We start from the raw sequence: 24,771 nt of genomic DNA, 5'->3' as shown, positions 1-24,771 counted from the left end.
ACGTATCTGACGGGAGGCCTATGGCCTCCCGTTTCTATTTTAAACAAACCGTCTGGTAGTGAAATCTTAGTGGTATTTACCGGCTTTGCGAGCTTGCGCCAAGTGGGTGGGCTAAATACGGTTACAATAATTATAAGAGCATCAGGAGGGCATGCTATGGACTATGAATTCTTGCGTGATTTAACAGGGCAAGTGCTGGTCAGATTCTCCATGGGACATGAAGTGATCGGCCATTGGCTCAATGAAGAGATTAAGGGCGACCTGGCGAAACTCGATCAAATTGAAGCTGCCGCTATGGAAGTGAAAGGCAGTGAGCGCCAGTGGCAGTTGACCGGCCATGAATATACCTTGTGGCTGGATGGGGAAGAAGTGATGGTGCGTGCCAATCAACTGGATCTAGACGGCGATGAGATGGAAGAGGGCATGAATTACTATGATGAAGAAAGCCTCTGTCTGTGCGGGTTAGAGGACTTTCTGCTGGTATTGAAAGGCTATCGTAACTTCATTACTTCTAAATAAAATATTTACTCAAAGAACTTGGAGTTGCTGCCAACCTGCGGCTTCAAGTCCGAAGGGGATTGCGGCTGGCAGACCAGCACAGCAGAGAACCTACCACCACCATCGCCACTCCAGGCCAGAAAGCGGCTGAGGGCAGGGTATTGAGCCACAAGCTGGCAATCAATATCGATAGCAGTGGTGTGAAGTAGGATAGAGCAGCCACTAATGTGGCATTGCCCTTTTTCATGGCAATATCCCAACACAGATAGGCCAGCGCAGTGTTGGCTCCCATAAGTAACAGTTCAAATGTTGCCCGTGTGGTGAAATGCAACTTGCCGGGGGTCAGCATAAAGAACATGACCCACAAACACAGGGCGCAGGCGAGTAAAAACAGCGGCAACGCCCCTGGTCCACGGCTGTACAAACGGACCAGATTGGAATAAGCCGCCCAGGTAAACGCCGCGATGAGTGCCAGGCTGTAGGCCAGAGGGTTACTGCGAACATTGGTGCTCAATACGTTGATATCTAGTCCGTTTCCACCGCTGACTACCCAGATTACACCGAATAGAGCAAGTGCAACTCCCAGCCATAACCACCAACGGGCACGCAGCTTAAGTAATGGAACCGCTAACAGCAAGGTTAAACTCGGCCACAGGTAATTGATCAAGCCAATTTCCAGTGTCTGCTGACGGTCATTAGCCATACCAATAGCCAAAGCGAACGCCACCATATACACCACAAATAGTAAACCACAACCGTACAGATAAGCTGGATGCTGTCCACGTAACGTAGGTTTACCCGCCACCAACCACACCAAAACTCCACTCAGGCTGTAAATTGCCGCTCCGGCCCCAAACGGACCCAAGGTTTCAGATAGTCCGCGCGTTAAAGCGACACTCATGCTCCAAAGCAGGATTGCAATAATGCCATATAGGGTGGGGAGGCGGTTCATTCGCGGGGTCATTCCTTGAGTTGGAGGTATTAACCGGGCAAAAAGAGTTATGCCCGATTAATCGGTTTCTTGTCTGACTTATTACTGATTAATAACATATAAATACAGTGGTATTACCGGCAACGTATCACATTTCTGGCACATTGCGGCCATAGTAGATTTCCTGCATCTCTTTATATAACAGGCGAGTAATACGTTCTCTTTCTGCGGCACTCAGCTCTTCCGGCTTGGCGTTAAACAGATAATGCTTCAAATCGAAGTCTTTCAACATCATCTTGGTATGAAAGATGTTTTCTTGATAAACATTCACATCCATCATGTGATACAGCGACTTCATATCGTCAGACATGAAATTCTGAATCGAGTTGATCTTATGATCGATAAAATGCTTTATCCCATTGATATCACGGGTAAAACCTCGCACGCGATAATCCATCGTAACAATGTCGGACTCCAACTGATGGATAAGGTAATTCAGGGCTTTCAGCGGTGAAATCACTCCGCAGGTAGAGACTTCGATATCTGCGCGGAAAGTGCATAACCCCGCTTCAGGGTGGCTTTCTGGGTAGGTATGAACGCAGATATGGCTCTTGTCCAAATGGGCAACCACTGCATTTGGCAGCGGGCCGGGGTGCTCAGAGGTATCAACATCGCGCGGATCGACCGGTTCTTCGCTGACGAGAATGGTAACACTCGCCCCCTGAGGGTCGTAATCCTGACGTGCGACATTCAATATATTTGCGCCAATGATCGAGCAGGTTTCGCTCAAGATCTCGGTCAGGCGGTTGGCGTTGTACTGTTCGTCAATGTAGGCGATATAGCCATCGCGGTCGTCTGCGGTCTCGGCATAACAAATATCGTAAATACAAAAACTCAGGCTTTTGGTCAGGTTGTTGAAGCCGTGTAGTTTAAGCTTGGACAATTTAGTTCACCTCCTTATTTGGCTGTTAAGGCATCCAGCAGATACTGCGGCAAGGCAAAGCTGCCGACATGAATGGCTGGGTTATAGTAGCGGCAGTTTAGGCCTGCTTCAGCAAAACGCTGTTGTAGCGTGGCAAGATCCAACTGACGCAGCGAGGGGTTCTGAGTCGCCCACGCGAAGGTCATAATACCGCCATAATAGGTCGGAATTGCGGCCTGATAAAAACTGACATCACTGAAATAGTGGTTAAGCTTATTGTGGCTGCCGACGGCTTCATCCTGTTGTAGGAAGCATACGCCGTTTTGCGCCACAAAAATGCCGCCTTGGTTCAGGCTACGGGCACATCCCTCGTAGAAAACTGAGGTAAACAGGCTTTCTCCTGGGCCGATGGGATCGGTACAGTCGGAGATGATGACATCGAATTTTTCAGTGCTCTGGTTAACGAAATTAACACCATCATCAATAACTAATGTGAAACGAGGATCGTCATAGGCACCCGCACCGTGATTCGGCAGATATTGGCGGCAGAACTCCACGACACCGGCGTCAATTTCCACCATGGTAATCTGTTCGATATTTTTATGGCGGCTGACTTCACGCAGCATGGCACCATCACCACCACCGATGATAAGTACCTTCTTCACCTGACCGTGGGCCAGTAACGGCACATGAGTCATCATTTCGTGATAGATAAACTCATCGCGCTCGGTCGTCTGAACCACGCCATCCAGTGCCATGACACGGCCCAGCACGGGATTTTCAAAAATCACCAGATCCTGATGCTCGGTTTTCTCGTGGTACAGCACATTTTCTACTGAAAAATACTGACCGAAGTTGGCATGCAATGTTTCATACCATAGTTCTTTCTGTGACATGTTCGGGGCTTCTCCTTCGCAGTAACAGCCATGAAAAATGGGGGCAACATCATAGCCAACTCTGGATGAGGTTGCACGGTGGAATTTCAGACTGAAAGGATAAAGGCGGGATTGTTAGTTCGCGTAAGCCAATAAACTCAACGAGTCACGGGCCAGAGACTTGCATTTGGTAGGAACTGGAATAGCAATACCACGCAGGTCGCGATAACTCTCTTCGCCCAACGCTTTCATATTAAAGCTATTATAGTTACGCAGGTCCCAGCGATTTTGCTGAGCAAAATAGACGATAGCCCGTTTGATTTCGTTATTGGGTAATTCGTTATAACCACAATCATTTTTCAGATAGACAAATACCGCAGTCAGATCCGCAAGATCTTCTGCTTCGGATTCACTTAATGCAGAACTGGCAGATGAAAATCCGCACAGAGTAAGCAGCAGCATAACTAACGTTGTTCTTTTCATAGCGGAAACAGGCTTGTTCATTGTTAACAGACGTTATCACACTGTGATGGTTCAGAGTAAATTTTATTATACCCTTCGTAGTTGAAGCCGCAGGGTTGTTAGCGATGCAGGTGACTCTCCCGCACCATGCGCCTTGCCAGGCGAGGTTACTGCAAGCAGATTTATCACCAGAATCACTTACCTGATTTGGATTGATTCACCAAGTGATTGATTACGTCTTGACCTTCCTGTAAGGGGAGGGTTTAAGCTCACAGACTGCTGTTTTTGTGTCTTGCAGGCACTCACTCATTATCAAGATGGAGACGACCATGCATCGCCGTGATTTTATTAAGTTAACGGCAGCTCTTGGAGCCGCCACTTCACTGCCGTTATGGAGCCGCGCGGCCTTGGCCGCAGATTTCTCACCACTGCCTATTCCACCTCTGCTCCAGCCCGATGCCAATAGCAAAATTAATTTGAATATCCAGACTGGTACTGTGGCCTGGCTACCCTCCGCAGCAACGCAGACCTGGGGTTATAATGGCAATCTACTGGGGCCTGCCATCCGTTTGCAACGAGGCAAACCGGTCACTATTGATATCACTAATTCCCTACCAGAAGCGACCACGGTGCACTGGCACGGACTGGAAATCCCCGGCGAAGTGGACGGTGGTCCACAGGCACTGATTCAACCCGGCACAACCCGGCAGGTTGTTTTTAGTGTCGATCAACCGGCGGCTACCTGCTGGTTCCATCCCCACACTCATGGGAAGACTGGCCAGCAAGTGGCCATGGGCTTAGGCGGATTGGTCCTGATCGATGACAGTGAGAGCGAGAAACTTCCTCTGCCAAAGCTGTGGGGTGTAGATGATATTCCGGTTATTTTGCAGGATAAATTACTGGGTAAAGATGGGCAGATTGATTATCAGTTAGATGTGATAACGGCGGCTGTTGGTTGGTTTGGCGATCGGATGTTTACCAATGGAGCACACTATCCGCAGCAAATCACCCCACGCGGTTGGGTGCGGCTAAGGCTGCTCAATGGCTGTAATGCCCGCTCCCTTAATTTGGCACTCAGCGATGGCCGCCCGATGTATGTGATTGCCAGCGACGGTGGCTTACTGGCCGAACCGGTAGCCGTGCGTGAGTTGCCAATACTGATGGGTGAACGTTTTGAGGTGCTGGTGGATACCGCTGATGGTAAGCCGCTTGATCTGGTTACTTTGCCAGTGAAACAGATGGGTATGACCCTGGCCCCGTTCGATAAGCCATTACCGGTATTGCGCATTCAGCCATCACTGGCCGCCGGTAGCAAGGTGCTCCCGGATTCGCTGGTTGTGGTACCGGCATTAGCCGATGCCACTGGCCTGCAAGAGCGCTGGTTCCAACTGATGATGGATCCGAAATTGGATATGTTAGGGATGCAAGCGCTGATGAGCCGTTATGGTATGCAAGCAATGGCTGGCATGAACATGGGTAACGGTGCCATGAATGGCATGGATCACAGTAATATGGCCGGTATGGAGAGTGGCAATATGAAAGGCATGGCGAGTGGCGCGATGAAAGGTGCGGCAGCTTTTGATTTCAGCCATGCCAATATGATTAACGGCAAACCGTTCTCGATGACTGAACCGGCGTTTGACGCGAAGCTCGGGAAATTCGAGAAGTGGACCGTTTCTGGTGAAGGCGACATGATGTTACATCCTTTCCATGTCCACGGGACACAGTTCCGTATTTTGACAGAAAACGGCAAACCACCGGCAGAGCATCGCCGTGGCTGGAAAGATATTGTACGAGTGGAAGGTGCTCGCAGTGAGATATTAGTGCGTTTTAGTCACCTCGCACCAGCCAGTATGCCTTATATGGCCCACTGCCATCTGTTGGAACATGAAGATACTGGCATGATGTTGGGTTTTACCGTCAGCGCTTAGGGGGTATCAACAGGTTATGTGTGCGGCGGGTGAGTCCGTCGCAACATCGCTTAGGCTATGGTAAACTCAGCGGCTTTCTTGTGGCAAGTAACGTAAAAAAGCGACGTAAATACTTATGAAACACACTGTAGAAGTCATGATTTCCGAGCAGGAAGTCAAAGCCCGAATTGCCGAATTAGGCCGCCAAATCTCCGAACACTACCGCGACAGCGGCAGTGAAATGGTGCTGGTCGGGTTGCTCCGTGGCTCATTTATGTTTATGGCTGACTTATGCCGTGCCATTGATGTTTCCCATGAAGTCGATTTTATGACGGCCTCCAGCTACGGCAATGGCATGAGTACCACGCGAGATGTGAAAATCCTGAAAGATTTAGATGAAGATATCCGTGGTAAGGATGTGCTGATTGTTGAAGATATAATCGACTCCGGTAATACATTAAGTAAAGTGCGTGAAATTCTGCAATTGCGTGGGCCAAAATCATTGGCTATCTGCACGTTGCTGGATAAACCAGAGCGTCGCGAAGTTCAGGTGCCGGTTGAGTGGGTCGGCTTCGCCATTCCTGATGAATTTGTGGTGGGTTACGGTATCGATTATGCTCAAAGATATAGACATCTTCCTTATGTAGGAAAGGTTGTCATGTTTGACGAGTGATCAGGAACGGCTACTGTGCGTCGCCATTTTGAGATTACGCAGTACTTAGAATCCTCACGTACTACGTGTACGCTCCGGTTGTTGCGTGCTGGGCGCACTCAAACTGACTTAGCTCGCTACGCCTTATTTGCCGCTGGTCACTGCACGTCAATATTTTGAGTTCGAGTGTCTTTAGCAGCATTTAGGGATGGGAGAGGGTGTGCTTGAACACCCTCCCTGGCGACTGTTCAGTCTTTTCTATTAGGTTGCAGTAACTTTGCCATCGCTTCACGGTAAAGGACTTCAAGGCTACTGAGGCTGGTGGCCGAGACTTTCAAATCAGTCAGTTTGCCATCTTCAATACCATAGACCCAGCCGTGAATCATGGCTTTCTGCCCACGCTTCCAGGCGGACCGGACAATAGTCGAATGACCCAGGTTATAGACTTGTTCTACGACATTGATTTTACATAACATATCGCTGCGTTCTTCTTGTGGTAGCTCACCCAGCAGTGAGCTGTGCTTATACCAAAGATCACGAATATGCAGTAACCAGTTATCGATAAGGCCCATCTCTTCACCTTTGATCGCCGCTTCGACACCGCCACAACCAAGGTGACCACAGATAATGATGTGTTCGACCTGCAAAACATCGATGGCGTATTGCACCACGGACAAGCAGTTGAGATCCGTATGGATAACCAGATTGGCTACATTGCGGTGAACGAATAATTCACCCGCTTTTAGACCAGTTAGTTGCTCTGCGGGGACGCGGCTGTCTGAACAGCCAATCCACAGAAAACGGGGTTTCTGGGCTTGCGCCAGGTGTTCAAAAAAATCGGGGTCATCTTTACTGATAGAGTTTGACCACATGTCATTGTTCGCGAGGAGCTTCTCTATTTCTTTCATTAATGTAAATAGCCTGTAATGAACGGATTGCGATAAGATAATATACGGCAAGGATGACGATTTTGAAATCGGAACAGTGACCCTGTTGATCGCGCAATTTTCGTCTGCGTAACATCTTCTCGGTATCGACCCATGATCCCTTCTGCTCCCCGTAACTTGCCCTGACAGGCGAGCTAAGCAAGGCATGGGTATGCTGTTATCGCTGAGAAACTCATAGAATAAGGTTCTTTTTTACTTATGACATATGCACTGGAAATAACGCAACTAACCAAAACCTATGCAGGTGGCGTTCAGGCACTACGTGGCATTGATCTGCGCGTAGAGGCAGGTGATTTTTATGCCCTGCTTGGGCCGAATGGTGCGGGTAAATCGACCACCATTGGTATTATCAGTTCATTAGTGAACAAAACGTCCGGTAAGGTACAAGTTTTTGGTTACGATATTGATAACGATATCGTGAATGCCAAACGCCAACTTGGGTTAGTACCACAGGAGTTTAACTTCAACCCATTCGAGACGGTGTTGCAGATTGTGATTACCCAAGCGGGGTATTACGGCGTCACGCGGCGTGAGGCGTTACAACGTGCCGAGAAATACCTCACTCAGTTGGATTTGTGGAGCAAACGCAATGAGCGCGCTATCCGGCTGTCGGGCGGGATGAAGCGCCGTTTGATGATTGCGCGTGCGCTGATGCATGAGCCGAAGTTGCTAATCCTTGATGAACCTACCGCTGGGGTGGATATCGAGTTACGCCGCTCGATGTGGGGGTTCCTGAAAGAGCTGAATGCGCAGGGGACCACCATTATTCTGACTACTCACTATCTGGAAGAAGCAGAAATGCTGTGCCGTAACATTGGTATTATCCAGAATGGTGAACTGGTGGAAAATACCACCATGAAGCAGTTGCTTGGCAAACTTGAGTCAGAAACCTTTATTTTTGATTTGGGTATTAAAAGCCCGCTACCTAAGCTGGAAGGTTATGGCTATCGTCTGACGGACACCTCAACGCTGGAGGTTGATGTTAAGCGTGAGCAAGGTCTGAATGGTTTATTCAGTCAATTGAACGCTCAGGGAATTCAGGTACAAAGTATGCGCAACAAGGCTAACCGTCTGGAAGAGCTATTTGTCACCTTGGTTAATGGTAACGGGGGAGAGAAAGCATGACCCGCCTATATTGGGTAGCATTACAGAGTATTTGGATCAAAGAAATCACGCGTTTTGCTCGTATCTGGATTCAAACACTGGTACCACCGGTGATTACTATGTCGCTCTATTTCGTTATTTTCGGCAACCTGATTGGTGCCCGAATTGGTGATATGGGCGGTTTTAATTATATGCAATTTATCGTTCCCGGCTTGATTATGATGGCGGTTATCACCAACTCATATGCCAACGTCGCTGCATCGTTCTTTGGTGCTAAATTCCAGCGCAGTATTGAAGAGTTGCTGGTAGCACCGGTACCCACACATATTGTGATTATCGGTTATGTCGGTGGTGGGGTCGCCCGTGGGATCTGTGTCGGTATTCTGGTAACGATTATCTCACTGTTCTTCGTACCGTTGCATGTCCACTCTTGGTCAATGATTGCACTGACATTGATGCTGACGGCCATTCTGTTTTCCCTCGGTGGGTTACTGAATGCGGTATTTGCCAAAACGTTCGATGATATCAGCCTGGTGCCTACTTTTGTGCTGACCCCCTTGACGTATCTGGGCGGGGTCTTTTACTCGCTATCATTACTGCCCCCTTTTTGGCAGGCGGTATCGAAACTAAATCCCATTGTGTACATGATAAGCGGGTTTCGTTATGGCTTCCTTGGGATTTCTGATGTGCCATTGGTATTGACCATTGGTGTTTTGGTGGTATTCATCGCGGTGTTTTATGCGTGGGCTTGGTATTTGATAGAGCGTGGTCGTGGGCTACGCACCTAATACCCTTCGGCCTTGACGTTACAGCGGTGTTGGCTACGTTCACTTACCCGAATCACTTACTACTGTAAGCTCATCGGGATGCGCTGACTTGCCGCCTTGCTGTAACGCCAATGACTTTGGGTATTCTTTTCGGCCTTGACGTTACAGCGGTGTTGGCTACGTTCACTTACCCGAATCACTTACTGCTGTAAGCTCATCGGGATGCGCTGACTTGCCGCCTTGCTGTAACGCCAATGATTTTGGCTATTAGCAGAGATTGATCGTGAATTATTAGTTAGTTAATTGTTGTTAATACTGGAATTTAAACGTAATAAATAATGTCCCCATCTAATATCGTCTTTCTCAACTTCTGGCGTCTCGTGCTATGCTGGCGCACCAGATTTTCCCCTTTTCAATTCAGCGCCAAATGCGCATAAGTAGAACGATAATGTGGCATAAAAACAGAATAGCTATTGGGATGCTACTCGGTCTTGTCATGTCGGTAATGATACCGGCAACCCATGCAGATCTCTTACCTGATGAAGCAACACTTACGCCTAAATATATGGTTGCACAGCGTGATAGCGAAATATATTCACTGGTTGGTGAGAAGGTCATTCCTGTCGGTGAGATTAAAGAAGATCAACTTATTCAGGTTTTACCCGCCGCGGCAGAATACTATGAATTTAAATTTGGTAATGGCATCGGCTTTATTGATAAGGACGATTTAGAAGATATCAACAAAGCACGAAAAACCAACGATATCTTGGGTGATTTGAATAAACCCCTGCCCAATCAAAATATATTGATCAAGCGCGAAACTCCTGTCTATCTGGCGGCGGATGTGCGCAGTGAGCAGTTTGCTACGCTGGTAGATAACTTGCGTTATCCTATCGTGGGTAAATTGAAAGACCGGTTAGGGAATACCTGGTATCAGGTCAATATTGGTGATCGCTTAGGCTATGTCAGTAGCGTCGATGCTGAAATCGATAACGGCATCCCGATCCTGACCTATCACCATATGTTGAAGAATGAGGAGAATAAACGTTTCCTCAATACATCAACCACCACCTCTGATGCGGCATTCAGTAACCAGATGACCTATCTCAAGCAGACAGGTTACGACACGATTTCGCTCTATCAGCTTGAAGGTTATCTCAATAACAAGATTAATCTGCCCGCAAAAGTTGTAGTACTGACCTTTGACGATGGTCTTAAATCGGTCCACCGCTACGCATATCCTATATTGAAAGAAAATGGCTTCCGGGCTACGGCGTTTATTATTTCATCACGAATTAAGCGCCATCCACAAAAATGGAACCCTGATTCATTACAGTTTATGAGTATCTCTGAATTGAAAGAGATTCAGGATGTATTTGATGTTCAGTCTCATACTCATTTTTTACACCGGACTGATAATAAACGTAACCCTATCTTATTGAGCCGTTCTTATCACAATATTGTTTTTGATTTTGAACACTCACGACGAGCGTTATCTCAATTTAATCCGCACGTGATCTTTCTGTCATATCCCTTTGGTGGCTTTAACCAAACCGCTATCGATGCGGCTAAAAATGCCGGTTTCCATTTGGCGGTGACCACCATACAAGGCAAGGTTAAACCCGGTGATAATCCGTATACCCTCAAACGGCTTTATATTCTGCGTACTGATTCAATACCGACTATGGCAGAGCGTATTGCCAATGAACCTGGCCAGCCGGTTGCCCCTGCACCTGCGGTGATGGAGTCGGATTAACAACTCGATGGTATGAAGAGGATATGAAAGATGGTGCTCTGGTAAGGCACCATTTTTTATCTTGAAAGACCAAGAATACAGGTGAGCAAACGTGGCTAACCTGAGCCTTCAGTAAGAAGGATATTACCCAAAGTAATTGGAGTCGCAGGTAGGCCAGCAAGTAAACGCATCCCGAGGAGCTGACTGAAGTCAGTGATTCGGGTAAGTGAACGTAGCTAACACCCCTGCGGCTTCAAGTACAAAGGGTAATTAAGCGACTTGAACCGGTACCGCTTTAGCTTTGCGTTGCAGTTGATTCTGACCTTCAAAATACGCCACTTTAGGGTGGTGCAATCGGGCATCAGCATCAGACATCTGTACGTAGGAACAGATGATCAGCTTATCACCGACACAAGCACAACGCGCCGCGGCACCGTTCACCGAGATAATCCGTGAACCGCGTTCGGCGGCGATAGCATAAGTGGAAAAACGCTGACCATTATCAACGTTATAAATATCAATGGCTTCGTATTCCAGAATGCCAGCGGCTTCCAGAAAATCCTGATCGATAGCGCAGGAACCTTCATAGTGCAAATCAGCTTGAGTGACTTTGACCCGATGCAGTTTGCCTTGCAACATAGTGCGTATCATAACTCTTACCTTTGACCCCGGTTATTACCCAGAATAAGTCTGGCATCCTATCCCATCATCGATTGATTTAGGGAGAAGCATCCAGTTTTGCTGATTTTATACCGCTTGTCTATGGCTCAGCGATTGAGTGATAAAAACAGGAGACTAAAACGGGTCTGCGGCTAGCGGAACAGGGACTTGCTATCAAGCCCCCGATCCCATCGGTCTATCGGTTGCTTGTGCAGACTTTGGTCGCAGATATAGGCATACTGGGTCGCCACTAGGGGTGGAGATTGTGTATTTATTGGTGTTAATGTTCATTCTTATATTTAATATAAATTCGTCATTTTTATCAGTAATAGTGAAATGTTGCTCTTGGTTATTAGACCCCTTAGGCTGAGAAAATCTCTCTTCATATCCTGGTGCTGCTAACTGTTTTAATTGATTAAATGCTTTTGCTATGTTGCCGCGAATTTCCTCCGGGTTCATTGCATCGGTATTATTCAGAGGATGGTACAGTTGATAGAGACAATCCAATGCTTCAGCATGATGGGTACAACAGAAAAAGTCCTTTATTATCTCCCATAAACTCATCGATGGTGGTAGTGTTTTTTCCGCTATATTTGCGATGACTGAGTGACTAATCTCAGTGGAAAACAGATGATTTCCAACCCTAATTCCCATCTTCAACCCCCTTTTATTTATGCGATGTATTACATACAAAAGGCAGAGAAAATGCTTTCGGGTTAACACCTTGTTTGGTGAAGAATAAGAGGAGCAGGGAAGGGGGATGTGCGGTGAAAACCGGGCTCGGCCGCTATTCACCGCAGTCAGGGGTTAACTACGCAAATCAACCTGTTGGTTATCAATCAGGCGTGCTTTACCCAGCCAGGCGGCCAGCAGGATAACGGCTTGTTTACTGTCGATGGTCAATGGTTGCAAAGTGTGGGCATCGCGGATAAACAGTTCATCCGGGGTAAAACCGGCATGACGTAATTGCTCTGCGGTGTCAGCCAGCAAATCATCAATCTGCCTTTCACCCAAGATCAGTTTCTCGGCCAGAGCTTGCATTATCTTATTGAGCTGCGGGGCGATTTTTCGCTCTTCAGCCGTCAGATAGCCATTGCGGGAACTCAGTGCCAGACCATCTTTCGCCCGCACAATCGGCACCCCGACAACATTGATGTCATAGCCCATATCCGCCACCATTTTACGGATCAGTGCCAGTTGCTGATAATCTTTTTCACCAAAACAGGCAACATCTGGTTGCACCAGATTGAACAGTTTGCTGACGATAGTGGATACACCACGGAAATGACCAGGGCGACTGGCACCTTCTAAAATAGTAGACAGGGCAGGGACGTCGACATAGGTCTGGCTTTCCAGACCGGATGGATAGACATCGACTGCCGCAGGGGCGAATACCAGATCCACACCGTGACGGGTCAACTTCTCGCAATCTTCCTGCAAAGTGCGTGGGTAGCGAGCTAAATCATCCGGGCGTTCAAATTGCAGCGGATTGACAAAAATACTCACGACCACCACATCGGCACGGGTTTTGGCATCTTCCACTAATGTCATATGCCCTTCATGCAGGTTACCCATGGTTGGTACCAGTGCAACTCGCTTTCCTTCCTGACGCCAACGGCGAATTTGCTGACGCAATAGCGGCAGGGTTTCAATAATCAGCATTCTTCTCTCCGATACCGGTCATCTTTCAAATTGCAGGTGTGTTGGCTGCGGTGATTACTCGACCCATTCATGGGCCTCGCCTCTGCTTGCCGCCTTCCTGCATCTTGAAATCTATTGGGTATAAATAGGATGTAATAGCAGCGTATTATCCGCAAAATTTACTGGAATGTATGTTCTTCCGCCGGATATAGGCCACTTTCAACTTCCTGAATATACAGCTTAATGGCGGCGCGAATATCACCGGCACTTTGTGCCAGGAAATTCTTACTGAATTTAGGGGTATGACCGCCAGTAATGCCCAGCGCATCGTGCATAACCAGTATCTGCCCGTCAGTGACATTACCAGCACCAATACCAATCACCGGAATAGCCAGCTCTTCGCTAACCCGTTTTGCCAGTTCTACTGGCACGCATTCCAGTACCAATAATTGCGCCCCCGCGAGTTCAAGTGCCAGTGCATCTTTCAGTAGCTGATTTGCTGCTACTTCTTCGCGGCCTTGTACTTTGTAGCCACCGAAGATATTAACTGACTGCGGGGTTAATCCCAGATGCCCGCATACCGGAACGGCACGTTCAGCGAGCATGCGCACGGTATCACATAACCAGCTACCGCCTTCCAGTTTGACCATATTGGCGCCGGCGCGCATCAACTCTGCGGCATTAGTAAATGTTTGCTCTGGTGTGGCATAACTCATGAAGGGCATATCTGCCAATAATAGGCAATGAGGCGCACCTCGGCGCACCGCACGGGTGTGATAAGCCACATCCGCGGTGGTTACTGGCAGAGTCGAGTCGAAGCCTTGTAACGTCATACCGAGCGAATCACCCACCAGCAGTACCTCAATACCTTGCTCGACAAACAACTGGGCAAAACTGGCATCATAGGCTGTCAGTGTGGCGAACTTACGCTTTTCTTGTTTCCATTGACGCAAGTGGCTCATGGTGGTGGCTTTCATCACTCTTTTCTCCTGAGACAAGGGGTTAAGATGGTGGGGATATCAGATAGGGATGCTATATGTTGAATTTGGCAAGTATGAGTTACCAAGGCACCAGACCGTTTTTATCCACCCATTTAAGGCGTTCTGATAATGCTTCGCCATCGGGGAAAATCAGGTCAGGTGCGATATCAGCCAGCGGATAGAGCATAAACTCGCGCTCTTTCAAACCATAGTGCGGCACAGTCAGGCGATCGGTTGTTATCACCTGTGAGCCATACAGCATGATATCCAGGTCCAGCGTTCGTGGCCCCCAGCGTTGTTCTTTCCTTACCCGGCCCTGATTGCGTTCAATGGCTTGAGTGTGGTCCAGCAGTTGCTCGGGTGGTAGTGAGGTATCTAACGCTACCACGGCATTAAGAAAATCTGGCTGATCTTGTGGGCCTAACGGTTTGGTGCGATAAAATGGCGAACATGCAACTAACCGGGTGCGTGGCAGATGCTCCAACGCTTCCAGGGCGGTTTTAACCTGTTGCAGTGGCATAGCCTGATTGCTGCCTAACGCGATATAGACCCGGATCATGATGCGAATTATGCCCCTTCTTTACGTGGTGCTGGCTTACGTGGGCGGCGGGGACGAGAGCGTCGTGGTGCCGGATCAGCCCCTAACGTATTCAGCATGGTTTTCTGCTGTAGCGGTGTGGCTTCCTGGAACTCCCCCCACCATTGTGTCAAACGCTGCAACTCATGGTTATTTTCCACTTCAGCCCGCAGCGCTAACAGATCATAAGCAGCACGGAATTTCGGATGTTCCATCAACTTGTGCGCACGTTTACCCTGACGGCGAGACAGGCGCAGTTGCAGCAGCCAGATATCTCGTACCAGTGAGGTAATACGTTTTGGAACGGCCAGCGAACGGCACTCTTCATCCAGCACATCATTCATTGCCAGCGCAAAGGCATCGTAATACGCCAAACCGCTTTCCTGCGTCAGTTTTTGCGCATGTTCAATCAACGGATACCAAAGCATAGCCGCAAATAAGAACGCTGGGTTGACGCGTTGATCATTATGCAAACGATGGTCAGTATTTTTTAGTACCTGAACCAGAATGCGCTCCATCGGAGAGTCATGCTGCTCAGTGAAATTGCGTGCAATCAATGGGAATAATGGTTGGAACAACTGATATTCACACAGTTTTAAATAGGTTTTATAACCATAACCCGATTGCAACAGTTTGAGTGATTCTTCAAACAGGCGCGCTGGCGGGATCTCGTGCAGTAATGAGGCCAGACGTGGGATCGGCTCAGCGGTTTCCTGGCTGATCGTCATATCCAATTTGGCGGCAAAACGCACTGCACGCAGCATGCGCACGGGATCTTCACGGTAACGAGTTTCAGGATCACCAATCAGCCGGATAATGCCTTCTTTCAGATCACGCAAGCCACCGGTGTAATCACGCAGGGCAAAATCAGAAATACCGTAGTAGAGGCTGTTAATGGTGAAATCACGGCGCTGAGCATCATCTTCGATGGTGCCAAAAATATTGTCACGCAGCAGCATGCCATTTTGCGCTTGCTGGGAAGAGTTCTTGTCGCTATCTTCCGCCGGTTGTTGCTCATGGTGACCACGGAAAGTGGCAACTTCAATGATCTCAGGGCCAAACATGACATGGGCCAGGCGAAAACGGCGGCCAACCAGACGACAGTTACGGAATAATTTCCGCACTTGTTCTGGTGTCGCGCTGGTGGTGATATCAAAATCTTTCGGTTTTTTGCCCAGTAACAGGTCGCGGACGCCGCCGCCAACCAGATAGGCTTCATAGCCTGATTTATTCAGGCGATAGAGAACCTTCAGCGCATTATCGCTGATTTCTCTACGGGAAATATTGTGCTGATCTCGCGGAATAATCGTCATCGCACTCTGTTGTGAAGCAGGCACCGCATGATTCTTGCGGCCAGTATTTGTTCTGGCAGGCCTTTTCTCTTTGCGGGCCACGCTATCTTCACCGGGCACTTTATCTTTACGGGCACTACCATCACGGGCCGTATCATCACGGACAGCTTTGTTATCGCGTTCTGATTTATCATCGCGAATCAGTACCTTACGGCAGAAATTGGCTACTCGGGTAAAAATGGTACACCTCGATAGTGGCTAATAAATAACAGAACTACAGAAAAACAGCGGCTAATCATAGCTCACCGTGCTTACTTTGAGAATGCCGTTGTGTTTTCAGTGACTGCTATTGTCCCGTGAAGCGGAATTGCTGCCAACGTCCAATTTTCGACTGCAAAACGTAATAATAACGGTAAATCAAGATCTTGCCAGCATTCTGGCAGCGGTTGATGTAAAAACTTCAATGCATCAACCAAAATCGGGCGCGGATCGCCATCCGGTAGCGGTGTTGCATGGTTTTGCTTGGATAACTTATTACCGTCATGATTCAGTGCCAATGGCAAGTGCAAATAGCTCGGAACGGGCTGTTGTAACTGTTGGTAGAAGGCTATTTGGCGCACGGTAGGTTCAATCAAATCAGCCCCACGCACAATTTCTGTCACGCCTTGAAAAGCATCATCAACCACCACAGCTAAATTATAAGCAAACAAGCCATCTCTGCGGCGGATAATAAAATCCTCTTGTGCCAGCGCAGATTCAACATGCAACTCACCCAGTAATTTATCATAAAAGGCATAAATCGGCTGTGTCTGTCGCAAACGAATGGCGGCACTATCAGCAGGTAAATGGCGGTCACGGCAATAACCGTCGTAGAATCCCCCTAGCTGTTGAATGCGGCTGCGTGTACACGTGCAGTAATAACTCAGGCCCTGCTGTTTCAACCAGTCTAATGTGGCGCGATAGGCTTCATGACGCTGGGACTGATAGATAACCTGACTGTCCCAATGGAGGCCATAGTGATCTAATGCCGCCAGGATACGGGAAGCAGCTCCGGGAATTTCTCGAGGGGGGTCAATATCTTCAATGCGAACTAGCCAGTTCCCGCGTTGAGCACGGGCTTGCAGGTAACTTCCGAGTGCGGCAATCAGTGAACCAAAATGTAAATCACCAGACGGGGATGGGGCAAAACGGCCCACGTACTTATGTTGCCGAACATCGTGTTGCTGAACATAATGTTGCAGCACACTGGGCTGTTGAGTACTGATATCTTCGGACATAAAAAGGGAAGGGAATTCCGCGTAATAGATACGGTGCCGGAGGTGACTCTGGCACCGTGTTATACCCTTCATATTTGGAGTTGTAGGGTTGTTAGCTACGCCTCTCGCCCGAATTACTTACGTTTGTTAGCGCATCGGGATTCGTTCGCTTGCTGCCTATCTACAACGCCAATTTCATTGGGTATGCAGTTAGCCTGCCATCTGCTTTTCGCGGATTTCGGCCAGGGTTTTACAGTCAATGCACAAATCTGCAGTTGGCCGTGCTTCCAGACGACGGATACCAATTTCTACGCCACAAGACTCGCAGAAACCGAAATCGTCATCCTCGACTTTTTTCAGCGTTTTTTCGATCTTTTTAATCAGTTTACGCTCGCGGTCGCGGTTACGAAGTTCAAGACTAAACTCTTCTTCCTGCGCAGCACGGTCTACCGGATCAGGGAAATTAGCGGCTTCGTCTTGCATGTGCGATACAGTACGATCCACTTCATCCCTGAGCTGGTTGCGCCATGCTTCAAGAATCAGCTTGAAATGCGACAGCTGGGCGGCATTCATATACTCTTCGCCTGGCTTCTCTTGGTACGGTTCTACCCCAGCGATGGCGAGAATGCTCAAGGACGAGGTTTTACGTTTTTGCCCTTCTTGCATGATGCTTCTCCTACATTCATACGCACTATCGAAATCCCCAATACGGGGAAAAATCAGGCCGCTATAAATACCAGAAGGAAGGTAGGTTAGCAATTATTCCTGTCGCCTGCTTGACAATGGTGTGAAGGAAGGCGTATTTGGCGAACAACTTTCTCCAATAATCGCTTCTTTATTCAGCGCTTGTTGGTGAGAGCGTTTCAGCCAGTAATAACGGTATGCGGGCGTCCAGCGCAATACCGTCAGGCGATAGTTGAAAACCGTAGCAAATAACCTCCACTCCTGCTTGCTGAGCCTGGGCCAGCAATTCTGCATAGCGATTGTCAATGTGTCGGGCCGCAGCGACTTGCCTGATGCCCGTATGCAATACGGCAAAAAAAAGTACCGCCCGGTGACCGTCGGCAACCATGCTTTGTAACTCCCTGAGATGCTTCTGACCCCGTAGGGTGACGGCATCCGGGAAATACCCACACTGTTGCTGTAATAAGGTAACCGACTTGACTTCAATATAGCAGTTAGACCTATTTTCTGCCTGCAATAACAAGTCTATACGGCTGTTCTCGTCTCCATATTTAATCTCTCTTTTGACAGAAGTGTAACCAGATAATTCAACAATATGGTTTTTATCTATCGCAGAGCTGACTAACTCATTGGCCCGTAAGGTATTTACGCAAATCCAATCACCACTTTGGGTGTGCGTTAACTCCCAACTGTGGGGATACTTACGTTTCGGGTTATCTGAGGTCGAATACCAAACTGTATCACCGGGCGTCGCGCAACCCGTCATTGCCCCAGTATTAGCGCAATGAATGGTTAATGATTCTCCAGCGGGTGTCACAATATCAGCTAAAAAGCGTTTATACCGCAGGATAAGTGTGGCGGGCTGTAACCGTGGGTTAAAAGATAACAATTGAGGGTTAGACGTCATCAAATTTCCTTTCGCCGCCAGCCAGCGGCCAGCTTTGTATCAGGGTATAGCGGGTGCGACCGCGCACCAATACTGACTCATACAGTGAGAAGTGGTCTACGCACAAGCGTTGATTATTGGTTTTGGCCGGTATAGCTACCGGGCGGGTAGCGCCACGCAACAAGGTCACATGGGGGTGGAATGGCAGTGATGTTTGGGCGCAACCACTGCGCGCAGCCTGAGATCGCAGCAACTGCGCCAACTGCAACAGGCCCCGGGGCGGATTTTTACAGCCAAGCCATATCACGCCCGAACCAGGCCAATGGCCGACATCATCTAAGGTTACGCTGAAGCCAGTCTGGCTGATACGCCCGGCTTGCTGCTGCAATACCTGTGCTTTAGCGGCACTTATATCGCCAAGAAATGCCAGTGTCAGGTGCATATTAGCGGCTTCGATAGGGCGACCGGCCTCGGGTGGGAAGCTCGCCGCCCGCCATTGCACAATATCCTGCTGCATGGTTTCAGGCAGTGTCAGGGCAAAGAACATGCGACGGAAACTTGTTTTAGTTTTATCAATGGTATTTATCATCTGGTTGGCATAATCACTCGGCTAAATACGCTCTACGGCCATGATGTTACAATGACTGATGATGAAAGTAGAGCATGGAGACAAATGTGGTGGTGAACCAGAAAGAGCGTGATGCGACAGTGATTGCTTTACCGGTAAGTGAAGTGCTCAGCGAGATACTCTCTGCGTTGCAAACCTCATCGCAAGTCTTACTCCATGCCCCGACCGGCGCGGGAAAATCGACCTGGTTACCGCTGCAAATCCTGCAATACAGTGGGTTGCCAGGGCGGATTATCATGCTGGAACCACGGCGGCTGGCGGCGAAAAATGTGGCTTACCGCCTGGCGCAACAACTGGGGGAACAACCCGGCCAGACGGTAGGCTATCGGATGCGTGCTGAAAGCAAAAGCGGGCCAGATACGCGTTTGGAAGTAGTAACCGAAGGCATTTTGACGCGCATGCTCCAGCAGGATGCTGAGCTAACGGGCGTCTCGCTGGTGATCCTCGATGAATTCCATGAACGCAGTTTGCAAGCTGATTTAGCGCTGGCGCTATTGCTGGATGTACAGCAGGGGCTGCGCGATGACCTAAAACTGTTAATCATGTCCGCGACTCTGGACAACCAGCGTCTTTCCTCGCTACTTCCTTGCGCGCCAGCCATTGTCTCGGCTGGGCGCAGCTTTCCCGTCGATCGTTGCTATCAGCCGCTATCAAGCCATGAGCGGCTTGAAGATGGGGTTGCCAGTCGGGTTAAGCGTTTATTAAATGAGCAAACCGGTTCTTTATTACTATTTTTACCCGGTGTCGGTGAAATCCATCGCGTGATGGAGCGCTTGCACGGTGCCGTAGCCAACGACACAGATCTTTGCCCGCTGTATGGTGCGCTGCCGCTCAATGAACAGCAGAAAGCGATTCAACCGGCTCTCGCCGGACGGCGCAAAGTGGTGCTGGCGACTAATATTGCCGAAACCAGTTTGACCATTGAAGGTATTCGGCTGGTGGTGGACAGTGGCCTGGAGCGGGTAGCGTGTTTTGATGTGAAAAATGGCCTGACCCGATTAGTCACCCAGCGTATCAGTCAGGCCTCAATGATTCAGCGTGCCGGGCGTGCCGGGCGGCTGGAACCGGGTATCTGCTGGCATTTGTTTGCTAAAGAGCAAGCCGATCGAGCAGCGGAATACAGTGAGCCGGAAATCCTCAACAGCGATCTATGCAGCTTATGGTTGGAACTGCTGAATTGGGGCTGTCAGGATGTGGCACAACTGAGCTGGCTGGATCAACCGCCGCAGGCGGCACTCATTGTCGCGCGCGAATTATTGATGCGACTCGGGGCCATCGACACCCATGGCCACCTTAGTGCTACGGGGCGCAGTATGGCGAGTTTAGGTTGTGAACCGCGTTTGGCGGCCATGTTGTGCTTTGCCGCTGAACAAAGCCCCGATGCGTTGGCAACGGCGGCATTGCTGGCCGCCATTTTGGAAGAACCACCCCGTTCTGGTCAGATTGATTTACACGATTGGCTTAGTCGGCCGCAACCTCACTGGCAGCGCCGGGCACGGCAATTGACGCAAAGAGTCAACCGCCGTTCAGGCAACGTGGACAGTAATCTCGCCGGCCAATTGCTGGCACTGGCTTACCCTGATCGCATCGCGCAGCAGAGAGGGCTGGATGGTCGCTACCTGTTGGCTAACGGTATGGGGGCTGCAATGGCTCAGGATGAGGCGCTGTCACGTACCCCCTGGCTAGTGGCCGCCAACTTATTACAAAGCAACAGCGGGCCGGATGCGCGTATTTTGCTGGCATTGCCGATTGATGTTGAACAACTGGTAAAACAATTACCCCGGTTAGTCGACGAGCGGACGGTGGTGGAATGGGATGAAGAAAAGGGTACGCTGCGGGCCTGGCGACGCTGGCAAATCGGGCGTTTGACCTTACGGGCGCAACCGTTAGCCAAGCCGAGCGATGAGGCATTGCAATCGGCATTACTTAACTGGATACGCGAGCAAGGGTTGCAGGTACTCAATTGGGATGAGCATGCCGAGCAGTTACGCGTTCGATTACAATGTGCTGCCCGCTGGCTACCTGAGGAGCCTTGGCCTGCGATGGATGATGACAGTTTGCTGAGCAAACTTGAGCTGTGGTTACAGCCGTCGCTGTCCGGCGTGCGGGCTTTCCGCGGATTGCGGCAAGTGAATATTAGCGAGGCATTAACCCGCTTGTTGAGCTGGCAGTTACGTCAACGGCTGGATACTGAGCTGCCAACTCATTACACTGTGCCCACGGGGAGCCGCCTGCCAATCCGTTATTATGTCGAGCGGCCACCGGTACTGGCGGTGCGTTTGCAGGAGGTCTTTGGCGAACAACACAGCCCGATGCTGGCCTGCGGGCGGGTGGCGGTGGTGTTAGAACTGCTCTCCCCGGCACATCGGCCATTACAGATTACGGGTGATCTAGCCGCTTTCTGGCAAGGCGCATATCGGGAGGTACAAAAAGAGATGAAAGGGCGTTATCCCAAACATGTCTGGCCGGATGACCCTGCCAATACCCGGCCAACCCGCAGGACCAAGAAGTATCAGAGCCAATAATTTCAGATGTTTCCCCTTTCTATTCGATAAATTGGGGAACACATTAAGCCGCAATAATCGCCAATGCGCGTGGAGATAAATACATGTCTGGGGATGACCGCGAGCCAATAGGGCGCAAGGGCAAGAAAGCCCTACCCAAAGTCGCATCGAAACGGCCACTGCGCCGGCGGCGTGATGAAGATGAGTTCGAAGAAGAAGACTATTTAGATGACGAAGAGCACGACGATGATGACTACGATGACGAGGAAGAGCCGATGCCAAGAAAGGTAGCATCACGTCCGCCCCGTAAAAAACGCCGCTGGCTCGGCTTATTTATCAAACTGTTTTTAGTCGGTGCCGTGGTGCTGGCTATTTATGGGGTTTACCTCGATTCGCAAATTCGCAGCCGCATCGATGGCAAAGTTTGGCAACTGCCAGCCGCTGTGTATGGCCGCATGGTTAACCTTGAACCGGGGATGTCCTACAGCAAAAAAGAGATGGTCGATTTGCTGGAAGGGATGCAATACCGGCAGGTTACCCGTATGACCCGTCCAGGTGAATTCACGGTTCAGGGCGATAGTATTGATATCTTGCGCCGCCCATTTGATTTCCCTGATGCGAAAGAGGGCCAGATCCGCGCGCGTTTGGTGTTTAAAAACGATCGTCTGGCCCAGATCCAAAATCTGGATAATCAGCGTGATTTCGGTTTCCTGCGCCTTGATCCTAAGTTGATTACCATGCTGCAATCACCTAACGGTGAACAGCGTCTGTTTGTGCCGCGTGCCGGTTTCCCTGATTTGTTAGTCGATACTTTGCTGGCAACCGAAGACCGCCATTTCTATGAGCACGATGGCATCAGCCCGTACTCCATTGGCCGCGCAGTAGTCGCTAACCTGACTGCCGGTAAAGCGGTGCAGGGCGGCAGTACCCTGACGCAGCAATTGGTGAAAAACCTGTTCCTGACCAACGAGCGTTCACTGTGGCGCAAACTTAACGAAGCCTATATGGCTCTGTTGGTGGATTACCGTTACAGCAAAGATCGGATTCTGGAACTGTATCTGAACGAAGTGTATCTCGGTCAAAGTGGTAGCGATCAGATTCGTGGTTTCCCGCTGGCAAGCCTGTATTACTTTGGTCGCCCGGTAAATGAACTGAGCCTTGATCAGCAAGCGATGCTGGTGGGTATGGTGAAGGGGGCGTCGCTGTATAACCCATGGCGTAACCCAACGCTGGCACTTGAACGTCGCAATCTGGTGTTGCGCCTGTTACAGAATCAAGGTGTGATTGACGCAGAGCTTTACACCATGCTTAGTGCCCGCCCGCTGGGGGTACAGCCAAAAGGCGGTGTTATTACTCCCCAGCCAGCCTTTATGCAGATGGTGCGTCAGGAACTGCAACAGAAACTGGGTGACAAGATTAACGATCTATCTGGTGTGAAGATCTTCACCACACTGGATCCAGTTTCACAAGATGCAGCAGAAAAAGCCATTGAAGACGGCATTCCGGCGCTGAAAGCCGCTCGTCATTTGGATGATCTGGAAGCGGCGATGGTGATTGTTGACCGCTTCAGTGGCGAAGTTCGTGCCATGGTGGGCGGCGCACAGCCGCAGTATGCAGGCTTTAACCGTGCAATGCAGGCTCGTCGTTTAGTCGGTTCTCTTGCCAAGCCACCCACTTATCTGACGGCATTGAGTGAGCCAGATAAATACCGCCTTAACACTTGGTTATCTGATCAACCGTTGTCGATCAAATTACCAAACGGTTCATCATGGCAGCCAAAAAACTATGATCGCCAGTTCCGTGGTCAGGTGATGTTGGTTGATGGGCTGGCTAACTCGCTGAACGTGCCGACGGTGAATCTGGGAATGTCGGTTGGGTTGGATCAAATCAGTGCGATGTTGCAGCGATTAGGGATCCCGAAAGCCGCTATTACTCCAGTTCCGGCCATGTTACTGGGGGCGATTGACCTGACTCCGGTTGAAGTGGCACAGGAGTATCAGACTATCGCCAGTGGCGGTAACCGTGCACCGTTATCGGCGGTGCGTTCGGTTATTGCCGAAGATGGCACCGTGCTGTATCAGAGCTTCCCACAGGCGGAACGTATGGTACCTGCTCAGGCGGCCTATTTGACACTTTATGCGATGCAACAAGGGGTGGCCCGTGGTACCTCTCGTTCGCTGTCAGTGAAATTCTCCAAATACACACTGGCGGCCAAAACCGGTACTACCAACGACCTGCGTGATAGCTGGTTTGCCGGTATTGATGGTAAGGAAGTGGCGATTGCCTGGGTTGGTCGTGACAATAACGGCCCGGCAAAACTGACCGGAGCTAATGGTGCGCTAACCTTGTATCGCCGCTATCTGGAGAACCAGACTCCACTGCCGTTGGTGTTGCAACCACCGGAAGGGATTAGCGAGATGAGCATTGATTCGGCGGGTAACTTTGTCTGTGGTGAGGCTGGTGGTATGCGCACCATTCCTGTCTGGACTGAAAACCCACAGGGGTTGTGTAAGGCGGCTCAGCCCGCTTCGCCACCACAAGCCGAAGGCGACGGTGTTGCCGGCTGGATAAAAGATATGTTCGGCCAGTAACAGTTAACCCACTGGCACGGTTATCGCGACCGTGCCAGTCTATTCATGCTCCACAGCTCCACTGTTTTGCCTCCGCACCTTATCCCCTCATTTCTTACTACTCAATCGGCTGGCTTAGCGCTTGCAGTTCGTCGCAGGTTACGCATAAACTACCTGCTTTGATAATTATTTCACTTTGATAATTATTATCGTTTCGATTCACTTTCTCGCTATTTTTCGATAACGTTCGGGTCGCAATAATTGTTAAACCCGTTAACTTTTAATCGCAG

Annotated in this window: 23 protein-coding genes; 8 read left to right on the top strand and 15 right to left on the bottom strand. The window is 49.6% G+C overall.

Features of this window, described 5'->3' with window-relative positions:
• The first annotated feature begins 156 nt into the window (after nucleotides 1-156).
• A complete protein-coding gene (gene yacL / locus V2A84_RS15235) occupies nucleotides 157-519 on the top strand; it encodes a protein YacL (RefSeq protein WP_083160480.1) in 363 nt (120 codons plus the stop codon).
• A 43-nt stretch (nucleotides 520-562) separates the two neighbouring features.
• Here yacL and yddG read toward each other — a convergent pair whose 3' ends face one another.
• From yddG to V2A84_RS15215, 4 genes are all read right to left on the bottom strand, one after another.
• Nucleotides 563-1,450 carry an aromatic amino acid DMT transporter YddG gene (gene yddG / locus V2A84_RS15230; protein ID WP_083160478.1) on the bottom strand — a complete coding sequence of 296 codons (888 nt, stop codon included), beginning with the start codon at nucleotides 1,448-1,450 and terminating at the stop codon, nucleotides 563-565.
• Between the two features lie 127 nt (nucleotides 1,451-1,577).
• Nucleotides 1,578-2,372 (bottom strand): adenosylmethionine decarboxylase, encoded by a 795-nt coding sequence (speD, locus tag V2A84_RS15225; RefSeq protein WP_083160476.1) that lies wholly within the window; start codon nucleotides 2,370-2,372, stop codon nucleotides 1,578-1,580.
• A 14-nt stretch (nucleotides 2,373-2,386) separates the two neighbouring features.
• Nucleotides 2,387-3,247, bottom strand: coding sequence for a polyamine aminopropyltransferase (gene speE, locus V2A84_RS15220; protein ID WP_442848941.1), 861 nt, complete (start codon nucleotides 3,245-3,247; stop codon nucleotides 2,387-2,389).
• 114 nt (nucleotides 3,248-3,361) lie between these two features.
• A complete protein-coding gene (locus V2A84_RS15215) occupies nucleotides 3,362-3,709 on the bottom strand; it encodes a YacC family pilotin-like protein (RefSeq protein ID WP_016266377.1) in 348 nt (115 codons plus the stop codon).
• Nucleotides 3,710-4,017: 308 nt separating this feature from the next.
• Between V2A84_RS15215 and cueO the strand changes: the two genes are divergently transcribed.
• Together cueO and hpt are read left to right on the top strand one after the other, a co-directional pair.
• Nucleotides 4,018-5,619, top strand: coding sequence for a multicopper oxidase CueO (cueO, locus tag V2A84_RS15210; RefSeq protein WP_083160472.1), 1,602 nt, complete (start codon nucleotides 4,018-4,020; stop codon nucleotides 5,617-5,619).
• Nucleotides 5,620-5,734: 115 nt separating this feature from the next.
• A complete protein-coding gene (gene hpt / locus V2A84_RS15205) occupies nucleotides 5,735-6,271 on the top strand; it encodes a hypoxanthine phosphoribosyltransferase (protein WP_083160470.1) in 537 nt (178 codons plus the stop codon).
• Nucleotides 6,272-6,498: 227 nt separating this feature from the next.
• Here hpt and can read toward each other — a convergent pair whose 3' ends face one another.
• Nucleotides 6,499-7,158, bottom strand: a complete 660-nt coding sequence (gene can, locus V2A84_RS15200) for a carbonate dehydratase (RefSeq protein ID WP_050086084.1) — start codon at nucleotides 7,156-7,158, stop codon at nucleotides 6,499-6,501.
• A gap of 237 nt (nucleotides 7,159-7,395) precedes the next feature.
• Between can and V2A84_RS15195 the strand changes: the two genes are divergently transcribed.
• The 3 genes from V2A84_RS15195 to V2A84_RS15185 all read left to right on the top strand — a co-directional run bounded on the left by V2A84_RS15195 (nucleotide 7,396) and on the right by V2A84_RS15185 (nucleotide 10,824).
• A complete protein-coding gene (locus tag V2A84_RS15195; protein WP_083160468.1) occupies nucleotides 7,396-8,322 on the top strand; it encodes an ABC transporter ATP-binding protein in 927 nt (308 codons plus the stop codon).
• Nucleotides 8,319-9,089 (top strand): ABC transporter permease, encoded by a 771-nt coding sequence (locus V2A84_RS15190; protein WP_083160466.1) that lies wholly within the window; start codon nucleotides 8,319-8,321, stop codon nucleotides 9,087-9,089. Before V2A84_RS15195 ends, V2A84_RS15190 begins: the two co-directional genes overlap by 4 nt.
• 427 nt (nucleotides 9,090-9,516) lie before the next feature.
• The gene (locus V2A84_RS15185) at nucleotides 9,517-10,824 is read left to right on the top strand and encodes a polysaccharide deacetylase family protein (protein WP_102970472.1); all 1,308 of its coding nucleotides are present in this window, start codon (nucleotides 9,517-9,519) and stop codon (nucleotides 10,822-10,824) included.
• 249 nt (nucleotides 10,825-11,073) lie between these two features.
• Here V2A84_RS15185 and panD read toward each other — a convergent pair whose 3' ends face one another.
• From panD to thpR, 10 genes are all read right to left on the bottom strand, one after another.
• Nucleotides 11,074-11,454 carry an aspartate 1-decarboxylase gene (gene panD / locus V2A84_RS15180; RefSeq protein WP_032905470.1) on the bottom strand — a complete coding sequence of 127 codons (381 nt, stop codon included), beginning with the start codon at nucleotides 11,452-11,454 and terminating at the stop codon, nucleotides 11,074-11,076.
• Nucleotides 11,455-11,637: 183 nt separating this feature from the next.
• Nucleotides 11,638-12,117 (bottom strand): hypothetical protein, encoded by a 480-nt coding sequence (locus tag V2A84_RS15175; RefSeq protein ID WP_083160464.1) that lies wholly within the window; start codon nucleotides 12,115-12,117, stop codon nucleotides 11,638-11,640.
• Between the two features lie 153 nt (nucleotides 12,118-12,270).
• Nucleotides 12,271-13,125 (bottom strand): pantoate--beta-alanine ligase, encoded by an 855-nt coding sequence (panC, locus tag V2A84_RS15170; protein WP_083160462.1) that lies wholly within the window; start codon nucleotides 13,123-13,125, stop codon nucleotides 12,271-12,273.
• Between the two features lie 158 nt (nucleotides 13,126-13,283).
• Nucleotides 13,284-14,081, bottom strand: a complete 798-nt coding sequence (panB, locus tag V2A84_RS15165; protein WP_083160460.1) for a 3-methyl-2-oxobutanoate hydroxymethyltransferase — start codon at nucleotides 14,079-14,081, stop codon at nucleotides 13,284-13,286.
• Between the two features lie 82 nt (nucleotides 14,082-14,163).
• Entirely contained in the window at nucleotides 14,164-14,643 is a 480-nt protein-coding gene (gene folK, locus V2A84_RS15160) for a 2-amino-4-hydroxy-6-hydroxymethyldihydropteridine diphosphokinase (RefSeq protein WP_083160458.1), read from the bottom strand.
• 8 nt (nucleotides 14,644-14,651) lie between these two features.
• Nucleotides 14,652-15,974 carry a polynucleotide adenylyltransferase PcnB gene (gene pcnB, locus V2A84_RS15155; RefSeq protein WP_265331657.1) on the bottom strand — a complete coding sequence of 441 codons (1,323 nt, stop codon included), beginning with the start codon at nucleotides 15,972-15,974 and terminating at the stop codon, nucleotides 14,652-14,654.
• 290 nt (nucleotides 15,975-16,264) lie between these two features.
• On the bottom strand, nucleotides 16,265-17,230 hold the full coding sequence (gene gluQRS, locus V2A84_RS15150; protein WP_227746562.1) for a tRNA glutamyl-Q(34) synthetase GluQRS: 966 nt from the start codon (nucleotides 17,228-17,230) through the stop codon (nucleotides 16,265-16,267).
• A 189-nt stretch (nucleotides 17,231-17,419) separates the two neighbouring features.
• On the bottom strand, nucleotides 17,420-17,875 hold the full coding sequence (gene dksA, locus V2A84_RS15145) for an RNA polymerase-binding protein DksA (protein ID WP_002209354.1): 456 nt from the start codon (nucleotides 17,873-17,875) through the stop codon (nucleotides 17,420-17,422).
• Nucleotides 17,876-18,044: 169 nt separating this feature from the next.
• Complete coding sequence (gene sfsA / locus V2A84_RS15140; RefSeq protein ID WP_193784723.1) at nucleotides 18,045-18,800, bottom strand: DNA/RNA nuclease SfsA; 756 nt, start codon at nucleotides 18,798-18,800, stop codon at nucleotides 18,045-18,047.
• On the bottom strand, nucleotides 18,790-19,368 hold the full coding sequence (gene thpR, locus V2A84_RS15135; protein ID WP_083160454.1) for an RNA 2',3'-cyclic phosphodiesterase: 579 nt from the start codon (nucleotides 19,366-19,368) through the stop codon (nucleotides 18,790-18,792). The genes sfsA and thpR overlap by 11 nt, the downstream gene beginning before the upstream one ends.
• A gap of 74 nt (nucleotides 19,369-19,442) precedes the next feature.
• Between thpR and hrpB the strand changes: the two genes are divergently transcribed.
• Together hrpB and mrcB are read left to right on the top strand one after the other, a co-directional pair.
• On the top strand, nucleotides 19,443-21,932 hold the full coding sequence (hrpB, locus tag V2A84_RS15130) for an ATP-dependent helicase HrpB (protein WP_442848940.1): 2,490 nt from the start codon (nucleotides 19,443-19,445) through the stop codon (nucleotides 21,930-21,932).
• Between the two features lie 83 nt (nucleotides 21,933-22,015).
• Nucleotides 22,016-24,502 (top strand): bifunctional glycosyl transferase/transpeptidase, encoded by a 2,487-nt coding sequence (mrcB, locus tag V2A84_RS15125; protein ID WP_083160450.1) that lies wholly within the window; start codon nucleotides 22,016-22,018, stop codon nucleotides 24,500-24,502.
• The last annotated feature ends 269 nt before the right edge of the window (nucleotides 24,503-24,771 follow it).

Origin of the sequence: Yersinia sp. 2553 StPb PI (assembly GCF_052217105.1) — a bacterium.
Lineage (GTDB): Bacteria > Pseudomonadota > Gammaproteobacteria > Enterobacterales > Enterobacteriaceae > Yersinia > Yersinia enterocolitica_E.
This window is presented reverse-complemented; position numbering and strand designations above follow the sequence as displayed.